The following is a 12,062-nucleotide window of genomic DNA, read 5'->3' on the forward strand; positions in this document are numbered from 1 at the left end:
AGAACGCGGATTGTACGGATTTCTGCGGATTTACACGGATTTTTTATCTTTGTTTTAATATCTGTTCAAATGTGTATTAAATATTTCAGTTTGGCAGCATATATATTTACCTGTACTTTTCTTAACGAAATAAAAAAACACCCTTTTTCAGGGTGTTCAGAATTGTTGACGTTGGGCTTACTAGGCCTCGGATTTTTTTCCTCCCTTGGTCATGGTAATTCCCAACCCGCCGCAGATATAGTAGATGGCAAAGCCATACCACAGAGTGTAGATCATGTAGAAGATTAGCATGAAGCTCATGATCCCTTTATTTTCACTAACAAACTTGGTTTCAACTCCGTAATAATTATAGGCCGGTTCAATCATCTTTTTCTGGTAGTTTTGAATATACACGGATTCAGTGAAGCTCTTTTGAACTTCTAAATCCTTAGCCACGGCCTTGGTAATGCTGTACCAGCGGTTGGTGGCATCCCGGGGATCGGTGTTGTATTTCTGCTGGACCACATCCCCTTTATTCTCAAACATGTTCATACAGTCTTCGGAAATATTGTTGAGCAGCTTACCCATATCCGCCTTTAAAGCAACGTTTGCTTTATCCACTTGAACATCTGCATCTTCAACTTTTTGCAGGGCATCAGCCCATCTTGCAGCCTGTTCTTCATCCTTGCACTTCAAATTAACAGCAATCTCAGTTCCTTCCCAGTTGGCTGCTTTTTTAACCTCACTGGTAACTACATCCTGCACGGAGCCTTTGGAGATGGAGTTAAACAAATCGTCGGCAAAGTCCAGGCCGTTTCTTCCGTTACCAAAGGAAGGGGTCATCATATAGAAATAGATGCCACAAAAGGAGATCAGCATAATCAGCCCGATGGTAAAGGCTTTACTATCTCTTATCATTAATGGCTCACTCCTTTCCCGTCCGTTACATCGGCTTTGGCGGTTTCGGCTCTCAGGGTGGGAATTCCCCGGATAAAGCTGAGGATAATCCAGCCGGCAAAGAGAATGACCAGGCCGAAGAAAATCCAGGCGCCAATATCAGCAAGGAGTTTTCCGGTTTCAGGAGTCAGCTTAATATAACCCATCTGACCCATCTTCTCAGGAAGAGCAAAGGCCCTGTTAACAAAACCCGCCAGGATGGCAATGGCGTAAAAAGCGCGAATATAGATACCGGGTACAACCTTGGTGGTGGCTGCGCCGATTTGAATGCCCAGCAGGGAGCCAACCAACATGCCCATAGCCAGGGTATAAAAGATGTAACCGTAAATAGCGTACTGTACGATAGAACTATAACCAGCGGTAAAAATAATTTGCAGGATATCCGTTCCCACGGTGGTGAAGGAGGATACGCCCAGACCGTAAACAAACATGGGGAAGGTCAGGAAGCCGCCGCCCACACCCATGATGGCTGCGGCAAAACCGACCACAGCACCGCAGATGGCTACAAACCAACCGGAAATCTGACGACCGCCCAGGTCTTCATCAAACTTCACCATGGGGGCAAGTTTAATTTTCTGCAACCGGAGGGCCAGTTTGGTCATGCCGATAGGACCGCCGTGGGCATCGCCCTTGGCTGCCTGCCCTCTGGTTTTAAGAAAATCATACATGGAGTAAAAACCCAGGAAACCAAGCATGACTACGTAAACGGCACTGATGACAAAATCACTGAACACGGGGTTCATATTAAACAGGGCCCGGTTCAGGGTACCGCCGGCGGTTACGCCGATACCGGAACCACAGAGAAAAGCGATGGCCAGAGGAATGTTAACGTTGCCCAGTTTCTTATGAATTACGGTTCCCATAATGGCCTTAGCAAAAATATGGAACTGGTCTGTACCTACGGCCAGGATCCCTTTTACGCCCAGGCTCATCAGGGCGGGAGTAATAACAAAGCCACCGCCGGCGCCGATGCAGCCGGTAATTAAGCCGGCACAAACACCCACCGCCATGGACCCGTAGAACATAAAGGGAGTAAAGTGAGACGGTCCGAAAGCACTCTTACCGCCAAGAAATGCCGGCAGATCGGCGGCATGACCAATGGCGGGGATAATCAGGGGCAGCATCATAATCGCCAAAATCAGCAGATGTTTTCTGTTGCGGACGATATTATTGGACATTTCCAGTTCCCATTTGGCATGGGCCCTGGAGGCACTCATTAGAGCCTCATACAATCCCCTCATTTAGGTAACCTCCTTAAACTCGGTTATTTTGTACTAAAAAATGTGCTTGCGTTATTCATAACCATTGCAAAATCCCAGAATAGTGCTTTTTCCTGTTGTTCAAGGTGCTTATTTCTTAAAATAGGTATTAGTCAGTTATGGCCTTACTGAGCTTTCCGGAGCCTCACCTCCTTTCACTGGGCCCCTTGATAGTTGATATTTAATCATCTCAAGTTGTATATGACCTGAGATAATCTCTGGAGAATAGTGATAATCCACATACAGATTCATGGGAGGAACCTTTAGTTGGTCTCGGATGGTTTTTAAACAGTCTGTTTTGATATGAACCGTTGTAATGGCAGGAAGGATGGTATTTTTTAAATCCTGCTTTTGAATGGCCCAGGTGCTGGTAACGATGGACCGGCACTTTTCTTTTACTTTATCCTCATGAATCTGATAGCCAAATTTCTGTGTGGCTTCGCTAAAATTGTAGCTTACCAGTTCCTGGCATTCATTGGCTTTAATGACCGCTTCCGCTTTTTTCCGGACCGCGCTTTCTTTGTTTAACTTTCCTAACAATATGTCTGCTTTAAGGGTCTCCAGCCCTGCGGAAACCCGGGCCAGATTAGCCTCTATTTCTTTTATCCGGACCTTGCTTTTTTGTTCATAACAATTCACTTTAAAGCAAATCTGATGTTCCAAGTCCACACTTCCGCTGTCCAGAGCGGTGATCTTTTCTTTCGGAATTTCACCGGCAGGTCTGGCGATCACATACCGATCACTTTTACCGCTGATGCGGTCCTCCCCATCCAAAACAACAACCGTACCATCGAATGAATTAATCAATCGGTTGACCAGTATTTGCAATTGTTCCTCCTGGTAATGCTCAGCCGAATCGGCAACCTCAAATTCAATCAGGCTGCCATTCCCCTGGCAGGCAAGAAGCAGGTTGATTTGCTTGTGATAACTTTGAGGAATATAGATGTTACTGGCAACATCCACATCAAAGGTGGTTCCTTCAAATACTCCCGGCAACAGGTGAATGAAAATCAAATTGTGATTTTTTTCCCTATCTTGTATGCTGGAAAGCCTGGTTTTTATTAAAGCCTGCCTTATCTTTTCTTCTCCCAATCTTTTTACCAGGTTATAAAATTGTAAGCTTGTGCCTTCCACCAGACCTAATTCCCCACAGACCTCATGCACCGGACGATTCAATTCCCCAGCCAGCATCCCTTTAATAATGAGAGCCTCCGCTAGCTTATACTGGTTTTCATTCAAAACTTCTATTAAAGCCTCTTTCACCCGGGAACGCTCCAACTCAATTTTTACTTCCGCCACCCAGGATTCAGAGAACGGTAATTCTTTGACCTTATTCTCCGGCGTTTCTAATTCGTTGTGTAGTTTTTTGAGGCTTGAGATCAGGTAATTAATCCTGGCAGGAGAAAGATTTTCAATACTCCCGAAGTTTGCCACCACTCGCTGTTTAACCTTGCCATCCAAACGGTAATTTTCAATAAGCTTAATGTAGACGTATTCTTTACCATTTTTTTTGGTGGTAATTTTCCTGAAAAACAAACCCCATCACCTCTTCTCATTTAAAAGCATATTTCATATCCTAAAAAAAATATTTTAACTAAGCTCAAACGATTTTTAAAAAGGTTTTTTGTCTTTCTATTTTGGGGTAATGATATAAAATGGTATTTTTGAATGCAAGCACTTTTTCGCACAAAACAAAAACTTTTTTAGCCAATTATTTTATTTGTCATGAATAAATAGCCTTTAATCATGATTATAATTGATGTGACAGAATAATATCGTCATTAAGTTTCTTCTGTTGCTTACCAGTTTTTGCTCCACTTCCGAATTAAATTTAGCACTTCTAAAGGCTAAAATACTTTTTTTGTGCTTTTTTCAAAAAATGTATTGACAAAAATTGTTCTGTTGATCTTTTTATTTAACCCATTCTGCCGTCCATTTATAGATAACAATGAAATGAACGCAGAAAAGACACAGGATAAAACCTGTGTCTTTTCTGACAGGGAAATGAGAAACTTCCCTACCGTGTTCCGCCTTGGGCGGGTATTATTTTTTATAAACACCTTTTATGCTTCTGCTTTTTTCCCGGACTTACTCATGGTGATACCCAGACCCTGGCACAGGTAATAAATGGCGAAACCATACCACAGGGTGTAAACCATATAAAACACCATCATAAAGGTCATCAGAGGTGCATGCTCGGAAACATGCAGGATCTCCACACCGTAATAGTTATAGGCGGGTTCGATAACCTTCTGTTGATAACTTTGAAGTGCCAGAGATTCTTTAAAGCTCTCCTGTGCGTCAAGACTTTTGGTCATGGCCTTGGTAATATTGTACCAGCGGTTGGTTGCATCCCTGGGATCGGTATTGTATTTCTGTTGTATTACATCGCCATTATTTTCAAACATGGCCTGGCAGTCTGCGGAAATACTCGCAAATACCTTACCCAGATCCCCTTTAAAGGAGACTACTTCCTTGTTCACACTGACCTCGGCACCTTCAACTTTTTGCAGAACTTGGGACCACCGCTCGGCCTGGCTTTCATCCTTGCCTTTCAGCTCCACAGCAATCTCAGTACCGTCAAACTTCGCTGTTTTCTCCAGCTCGGCACCAATGACATTTTCCACGGATCCTTTTGAGATAGAATTAAACAAATCGTCGGCAAACTCCAATCCATTCCTGCCATTTCCAAAGGAGGGACTCATCATATACAGGTAAATGCCCAGGAAGGACACCATCATGACCACGCCAATGATAAAGGCTTTACTGTCTCTAATCATTAATGGCTCACTCCTTTCCCGCCGGCGGTTACAGCACCTTTGTCAGACTCAGCCCTCAAGATGGGAATCCCTTTGATAAAGCTAATAATAATCCAGCCGGCAAAGACAATGACCAGACCAAAGAAAATCCAGGCACCAATATCCGCAAGCAGTTTACCGGTGGAAGCCTCCATGGAAATATAGCCCATCTGAGCCATTTTTTCCGGCAGGGCAAACAAGCGGTTAACAAAACCGGCCAGAATGGCAATGGCGTAGAACGCCCGGATATACATACCGGAAACTACTTTGGTGGTGGCTGCGCCGATCTGAATCCCCAGCAAGGAACCCACCAGCATGCCCATAGCCAGAGTATAGAAGATATAACCATAAATCGCATATTGGGCAATGGAGCTATAACCAGCGGTAAAAATAATCTGCAGAATATCGGTTCCTACGGTGGTGAAGGAAGAAACACCCAGACCATAAACAAACATGGGGAAGGTCAGGAAGCCGCCGCCCACTCCCATGATAGCTGCGGCAAAGCCCACTACAGCACCGCAAGCGGCTACAAACCAGCCGGAAATCTTGCGGCCGCCGGGAGTAATGTCTTCGTCAAAGGTCACCATGGGTGCAAGATTAATTTTTTGCAGTTTAACCGCCAGCGGGGTTAAACCCGCAGGACCGCCGTGGACGTCTTGGCTCTGGTTCTTGTCGCCCCTGGATTTAAGAAAGTCATACATGGAATAAAAGCCCAGGAAGCCCAGCATGACGACATAAACAGAACTAATCATAAAATCACTCATTACCGGGTTAGCGTTAAACAGAGCCCGGTTCAAGGTTCCGCCTGCGGTTACCCCGATACCGGAACCTACCAGGAAGGCAATGGCCAAAGCCACATTCACGTTCCCTAATTTTTTATGAATAACCGTACCCATAATGGCCTTGGCAAAAATATGGAACTGGTCAGTACCTACGGCCAGAATCCCTTTAACACCTAAGCTCATTAATGCAGGGGTGATTACAAAGCCACCGCCGGCACCGATACAGCCGGTAATCAATCCGGCACAAACACCCACTGCCATGGAGCCGTAAAACATAACCGGATTATAGTGGGAAGGTCCATAGGCGCTTTTCCCTCCGATAAATGCGGGAAGGTCCGCCGCGTGGCCAATGGCAGGAATAATCAAGGGAAGCATCATAACAGCTAAAATAAGCAAATGCTTTCTGTTGCGGACAATGTTGTTGGACATTTCCAGTTCCCATTTAGCATGGGCTCTGGATGCAGACATCAGGGCATTAAATATTCCCCTCATGCAGGCAACCTCCTTTAGCGTTCATACAAAGTACTTTCTAACTCTTATCCGGATTGTAGTGACAAATATTTAGTACTTTCTGGCAAGCAGTTCTTGAATAAAGCCCTATAAAGTGCTACAATTTAAAATGAATAGCAAAATTAACAGTTGAAAATTTATTTGCGCCTTAGGCTTCACCCCCTTGCCGTGATTCATTCAGAGTCCTGGTTATTTTTTGTTTAATAATCTCGAGTTGAATGTGACCCGAGATAATTTCCGGGGAATAGTGGTAATCTACATACATGTTAATGGGCGGCATTTTTAATTGATCGGTTATTACTCTAAAAGTGCTTGTTTTCACAGGAATACTGTCGAATACAGGCACAAAAGCGGCTGTGGGTTCAACAACCCAGGTCTGAGTAATAATGGATTGATTTTTTTGTTTAACCGCTTCTTCATTAATTTGATACTCAAAGGTTTGAGTTAATTCATTAAAGCTAAAGGATACCATATCCTGGCAATTATTGGTTTTGATCACGGATTCGGCTTTGCGCCTGACAACCGCCTCTTTATTTACATTCCCCAGCAAAATATCTGCTTTAATGGTTTCCAACCCCGCACAGGCCTTGGCCAAATTGGCTTTAACCTCTTTCATTTGAGTTGGACTTTTTTGTTCATAAGAAACCGTAGTAAAGAATTGCTTTCCCTGGAGAACTTCGTGGTTCTGGTTGTTGTTAATGTCTTCCGGAACTTCTCTAGCCACCAGATAATTGGCAGCCCCGGTGCTTAAAAGGTTTTCACCGTCCAGAACAAGCATGGGATGGTCCGTTTTACAGGCTAATCGATCAATTAGTTGATGTAAACGATCTTGTATTTCTTTTTTTTCCTCGGCGTATTCAAAATCCATAACGAAGCCTTGAATGTCACAGGCTAACAAAAGAATAAAGGGTTTTTGATAATTCTGAGGGTAAAAAAGGCTCCCCGGAAGATCCATTTCAAAAGAAGTGCCCTCAAATATCCCAGTGGTTAAACTGACAAATCTTGGTTTGTGAATAATTTCATTACTTCCGGCGTAAAGCAGACCCCCGGTATTTAGGACAGCCCTGGTCCTTTCCTCCCCCAACTGCTTCATAATCTGATAGAATTGCAAACTGGTGGCGTTGATGAATCCCAATTCTTTGCAGGACTCCTGAATAGGGCTGTTTACTTCTCCGGCCAGCAATGACTTCAGCAGCATGGCTTCAGCCACCTCATAGGTTTGACCTTCTCCCAGCACCTGGACCAAGCCGCCTTTTATGCCTGTACTGGAAAGAATATTTCGTACTTCGGAAATCCGGCTATCCCCCAAGGACATTGCAGATTCCTTATCCTGTATATCCAGCTCGTTGTGCAGTTTTCTCAGGCTGGCAATCAAATAGTTAATTCTTTCGGGAGAAAGATTATCAATGCTGCCAAAGTTCGCAATGACACGTTGTTTTACCTTACCTTCCATACGGTAATTTTCAATAAGTTTTACATAAACATACTCTTTGCCGTTTTTTTTGGTGGTAATTTTACGGAAAAACAAGGTCTTCCCCCCTTTATCCCGTTTAAAAAATTTGTAATTTCATAAAAAGTTCGTAATCCAATTGACATTAAGTTTTATCAAAAACTACTTAGTTTTTTAAAAAAATTTAAAAAGATAATCTTATGCTTTTGTTATGAAAAAATTCTTCTTTGTGGTCTATTATTTGGGGTTATGCTATCAAAAGGTTTTTTTGATTTCAAGTTTTATTTTGCACAAATTCAATTTTTCTTTTGCTATTTTTCGATGTTTTCATCACACTATATCCAATATAACCACATTATCGTCTGTATGACAAAAATCATTTGTCATTACCCGGATTTGTACGACAATTTTAGAATTTTTGTTTTATCTTACTCCTGTTTTTTGGAAGTCAAAGTTAAATTTACCAATTATAAAATTTTAAAAAATATTTTTTAAAAAACTATTGACAAAATTATTTATTTAAGCTTGTACTTCAAAAGCCCCTCTCCGATGACAAAGAATGAACCCGCCATGGTTGCCGGCGGGTTCATTCTTTGTTGTAACCTATTCTTCTTCAACAAGTTTTTTGAGCAATCTGCCAAATTCAATAACCACCGTATTATAATCACTCCAGGGGATGCTGTGTTCATACCCATAGTCCCCCGGTCGATCTCCCACAGAAATATGAATGGTTTTACATCCCAGGTTCTTCAGGCGGCGCACCTGTTCTTTAACCAGCTTGGTTTCAGGTCCCGGATTGGGGTTTCCATCGGTGATAACAATTAAAACCTTCTGCACCCACCTTCTGCCCTCGGACATTAACCGGAGAGCGCAATATTTTACCGCACTGCCCTCCGGGGTGGTTCCTTCCGCTCCGGACATGCCCAGGCGTGCCTTCTGGGTAAGGGAGGGGGAATACAGTTCCTGCATATTTACCGCCACTTTGAGGTTAAATCCAAAGACCCAGGTCTGCACCGAATCCACCGGTTCCATGGCTTCCACGAACAAGGCGGCCAGATTTCTAGCCAGTTCGATTCTGGATATTCCTTCGGCGGCCGGGTAAACCATGGAGGCGCTGGTATCGATCAATAAAGCCATATCTAAATTGCGGGTTCGCGTTTCAATCACTTCCGAACGTTGGAAAAGCTTATTGGAGTAAGCCGCCTGATAAAGGGCGTCCTCGTCCAGTTCCCCGCTGGGCAGGTGGTATTGGTGAATGACCTGACGGGTATTGGCCCAAGACAATCGGTTTCTTAACCGGATAATAAAGGGCTTCACGGTGGTTCTGGCCTTTTCGTAGCGTTCTGCGGCCCCTTCATCCATCACTGGCCTCCGAAACACCACCATGGGAGGCGGTGGCGGGGGATAATCGGGATCCAGACCTGCTTCCATAATTTCCGCCATATTGGCCACCTGAAGCTGTTCCTGGCGCATATTTTGGATCAAGTTTTGCAAATCACTGGGAATGTTGGTTCTATCTTTGGCACCGGCACTTCCTGTTTCTGCCTGGTAGTCGCCCCGATTCTGGTAATCCAGCAGTGAGCTGGGGAGAGAATAAGCAATATCATGCTGGATCATGTTCCCGAACAGTTCATTATAGGCCCTTTTGGCTAGGTTGCGGGTGCTTAATCTTTTTAAACGATCCGGATTGTCGATTAAAACCGCCTTTTTTACCAGGTCTACCACCTGTTGAACCCTGGCCACCGAGGGTTTATAGTCCCGGGTGGATCTCAGAGCCAGCAAAAATTCGGTGGCACGCAGATTTAACTCGTTCTCCATTAAATTCTTACGGGGTTTGTGGGCCCATTTCTCCAGATCAAGATCAAATTCGTACCGGCGGTACTTCCAGAAATATCCCCTGTAGCCGGGATAATAAAGAGAGGTTAAATGCTCCACAAAAACCTCCTCTACCACCTTGCGTATGACGGCCATGAAAGGATTTCCCGGCATTTCGGTATAGAATTCCGGACTGCTGAACTGGGCATGGGCCGCTTGGTGCAGAGCCATGCCGGTTAAAACATCCACAATATCCGGCAATAAATAACAAGGAGGCGGGTCCATCAGGGGTTCGGCGCTGAGAGCGATTTGCTTTCTGGCAAAATCCGTCCGGGTCTCTTTGGAAGAGAAATGAACGGTAAATTTATTCCGGCCGTGAACGATATCCACCACCCTGGAAACCGCTCCCAGAATAGCGGTCATGACCATAGCCTGGGCATCCATATCCTCCGAGGCCAACAGCCGGTGACTGAAAAGAGCGCAATTCCCGTGATTCGCCCCGTCGCCTTCCAATCCCCGGCCGGAGAGCCAAAAATCCGAAAGACTTTTTGTTTTCCAGCCTTCTGTTGGATTCACTGCAGTCAACAAACTCACCTCCATTCAAATAAGCTTTTTTAACCTTTTCGGGGATATTCTATTCTTAGACTTCCCTTTATTTACCGGAGGGCAGGTAAGCCTGAATTACCTGGAGCACGGTGGTTTGTTCGCTGTCCACGCCTCCCTCCGGGGAGAAACGGTTGACGAAGGTATATTTTAAGGCTGTTTTTAAAGGCTGCCCCCGCCTTAATAAAGCGCAGGCGGAAATGGCCGGCCGGAAACCGGTGGGCCGGCTCAAGCTCTCCTCATGGAATAGGGCATTTAATTTATGAGTGATTCTGGCTAACAGCAGAGCCTGATCTCCGTCCGCTTGGTAAACCTTCTCCAGCAGTCCGGCCATGACCTCCACCGGAGGCAGTTCCAACCGGATGGATTCAAAACGGTCATCCACTGCGGTATCTTCCATAAAGGTTCCGGTATGGCTGCGCCCCCGGTTCTCGGTAGAGATGAAAATGCACCGGGGATGAACGGCAATATGTTGTTTGGTTTCTTCAATATAGACTTCCCGGTTATGATCCAAAATGGTGTAGATGGAATTATGGATGTCCGGGGTTACCCGGTTGAATTCATCCAGTGCCACCAGCCCCGGTCTTTGAATGGCGGCAACGAGTTCCGACTGGATAAAAACCGTCTGTCCGGCAATGAACTCCCAGTGGCCGAACCAATCCCGGGGTGTCCGGATAGCCCCTACATTGACCCGGTGAAAAGGCAGTCCGTGAGCCTGGGCCAGCCTCTTGGTCAGCTCTGTCTTGCCGGTTCCGGGATCTCCCGTCAGCATGACATTGATCCCGGAAAACATAAGATCCTGAATTACAGACAATTTTTCCGGATCCACCCAGAAATCCGGAAGGTGGTCTACGTTAACACCCCAGTCTTTATCCTTTATTCCCATGGCATAGCCTCCTGCTTTATGATTTAAAAGCTTTTATTCTCCCTGTTTCCTAACATAACCTGCCTCGTAAGAAAAATGCAATAAACCCTTATTTAAAAACAATGATGCTTTGTAAAAAGGATAATTTCATAGGTTTGGCGAATTTGGAAAAGATATGATTACTTTGGGGGTCCGGCCCTTGATTACCCAGGATATCGACCAACGCTACATTTACTGGTGGCACAGGAATCAGTGGTGCATTGCCAAGGTTCAGGTAAGTCCTTCTTCGGATAAAATCTTCCTGTACATCTGGCGCCTGGACGGCTTCTACCTGGGCATGACGGCAGGAAAAAGCAGGGAAAGCATTGAGCAATCCCAGGGCTATAACTTATGGCTGCGCGAAGGACGTCCTGATTTAAAGGTTCGCCTGGAAGATCAGATAAAAAACAAGTACCGGCAGATTGAATTTTTTTAAGCAGGGAATAATGGGCACAGGGTGAATTTGGATAAAGCTTATTTTTTAGGAGGAATTCAAAATGCAACAGTCACAACTGGATATTATTAAAGAATACGGAGCCACAGCCTACAGCCCGGATTTTGGCGCCTGGGCGGACTTGCAATATGAAGATGAAAACGGCAATGATATGGCCCGGACCACCATGGTTCTGGTCCATCCGGCCTGGACGGAACCCTTGGAAAGGGCTGACGGTGAATACTTCACCAACTGGGCCTATGATCCCGAACTGGACATGTATTTTCTGCTGGTAAAATGGCAGAACGGCATCCGTCTGCCCATTGCCTTCAGCAAGGAAGAAGCCGGCAAGCTGTTGTTCGATTCCTATGTCAACAGTGTCTTTGACGTGATGGTCTCCAATAAAAAACTGTCCGGTAATATTGAGAAGGACGACACTCTGAAAATGAGGGTGTTCTGGGAAGTAAAATTCACCAAATCCCCCCAAGCCTCCTGGCCGGAATAGTCTAGACTCATACTGCCTTTCTTTGGGTCCTGTTGTTGGCCTAATGCCGCATTTCTTTTGGATCCTG

10 protein-coding genes are annotated in these 12,062 nt (G+C 45.0%); 2 read left to right on the forward strand and 8 right to left on the reverse strand.

Annotated elements, in window-relative coordinates; genetic code table 11:
• Window positions 1-180 precede the first annotated feature (180 nt).
• The 8 genes from DESRU_RS13300 to DESRU_RS13340 form a co-directional block, all read right to left on the reverse strand.
• Window positions 181-897 (reverse strand): hypothetical protein, encoded by a 717-nt coding sequence (locus tag DESRU_RS13300; RefSeq protein WP_013842609.1) that lies wholly within the window; start codon window positions 895-897, stop codon window positions 181-183.
• Window positions 897-2,177, reverse strand: coding sequence for a sulfite exporter TauE/SafE family protein (locus tag DESRU_RS13305; RefSeq protein WP_013842610.1), 1,281 nt, complete (start codon window positions 2,175-2,177; stop codon window positions 897-899). The genes DESRU_RS13300 and DESRU_RS13305 overlap by 1 nt, the downstream gene beginning before the upstream one ends.
• Window positions 2,178-2,312: 135 nt before the next feature.
• Window positions 2,313-3,731: a hypothetical protein gene (locus tag DESRU_RS13310; RefSeq protein ID WP_013842611.1), complete on the reverse strand. Its 1,419-nt coding sequence runs from the start codon at window positions 3,729-3,731 to the stop codon at window positions 2,313-2,315.
• A gap of 527 nt (window positions 3,732-4,258) precedes the next feature.
• Entirely contained in the window at window positions 4,259-4,975 is a 717-nt protein-coding gene (locus tag DESRU_RS13315; protein ID WP_013842612.1) for a hypothetical protein, read from the reverse strand.
• Window positions 4,975-6,267, reverse strand: coding sequence for a sulfite exporter TauE/SafE family protein (locus tag DESRU_RS13320; RefSeq protein ID WP_013842613.1), 1,293 nt, complete (start codon window positions 6,265-6,267; stop codon window positions 4,975-4,977). The genes DESRU_RS13315 and DESRU_RS13320 overlap by 1 nt, the downstream gene beginning before the upstream one ends.
• 166 nt (window positions 6,268-6,433) lie before the next feature.
• Window positions 6,434-7,813 carry a hypothetical protein gene (locus DESRU_RS13325; protein ID WP_013842614.1) on the reverse strand — a complete coding sequence of 460 codons (1,380 nt, stop codon included), beginning with the start codon at window positions 7,811-7,813 and terminating at the stop codon, window positions 6,434-6,436.
• Between the two features lie 525 nt (window positions 7,814-8,338).
• Window positions 8,339-10,126, reverse strand: a complete 1,788-nt coding sequence (locus DESRU_RS13335; protein WP_238446297.1) for a vWA domain-containing protein — start codon at window positions 10,124-10,126, stop codon at window positions 8,339-8,341.
• Window positions 10,127-10,202: 76 nt separating this feature from the next.
• On the reverse strand, window positions 10,203-11,039 hold the full coding sequence (locus tag DESRU_RS13340; protein ID WP_013842616.1) for an AAA family ATPase: 837 nt from the start codon (window positions 11,037-11,039) through the stop codon (window positions 10,203-10,205).
• Between the two features lie 154 nt (window positions 11,040-11,193).
• Here DESRU_RS13340 and DESRU_RS13345 point away from each other — a divergent pair, with 154 nt between their 5' ends.
• Entirely contained in the window at window positions 11,194-11,493 is a 300-nt protein-coding gene (locus DESRU_RS13345) for a hypothetical protein (RefSeq protein WP_013842617.1), read from the forward strand.
• 61 nt (window positions 11,494-11,554) lie between these two features.
• Entirely contained in the window at window positions 11,555-11,995 is a 441-nt protein-coding gene (locus DESRU_RS13350; RefSeq protein WP_013842618.1) for a hypothetical protein, read from the forward strand.
• Window positions 11,996-12,062: the final 67 nt, after the last annotated feature.

The organism is Desulforamulus ruminis DSM 2154 (genome assembly GCF_000215085.1).
GTDB lineage: Bacteria > Bacillota > Desulfotomaculia > Desulfotomaculales > Desulfotomaculaceae > Desulfotomaculum > Desulfotomaculum ruminis.

Bases quoted from the DNA above. Each gene is read 5' to 3' on its own strand.
- DESRU_RS13300 (WP_013842609.1), bottom strand. From the start codon at position 897: ATGATAAGAGATAGTAAAGCCTTTACCATCGGGCTGATTATGCTGATC.
- DESRU_RS13305 (WP_013842610.1), bottom strand. From the start codon at position 2,177: ATGAGGGGATTGTATGAGGCTCTAATGAGTGCCTCCAGGGCCCATGCC.
- DESRU_RS13315 (WP_013842612.1), bottom strand. From the start codon at position 4,975: ATGATTAGAGACAGTAAAGCCTTTATCATTGGCGTGGTCATGATGGTG.
- DESRU_RS13320 (WP_013842613.1), bottom strand. From the start codon at position 6,267: ATGAGGGGAATATTTAATGCCCTGATGTCTGCATCCAGAGCCCATGCT.
- DESRU_RS13340 (WP_013842616.1), bottom strand. From the start codon at position 11,039: ATGGGAATAAAGGATAAAGACTGGGGTGTTAACGTAGACCACCTTCCG.
- DESRU_RS13345 (WP_013842617.1), top strand. From the start codon at position 11,194: ATGATTACTTTGGGGGTCCGGCCCTTGATTACCCAGGATATCGACCAA.
- DESRU_RS13350 (WP_013842618.1), top strand. From the start codon at position 11,555: ATGCAACAGTCACAACTGGATATTATTAAAGAATACGGAGCCACAGCC.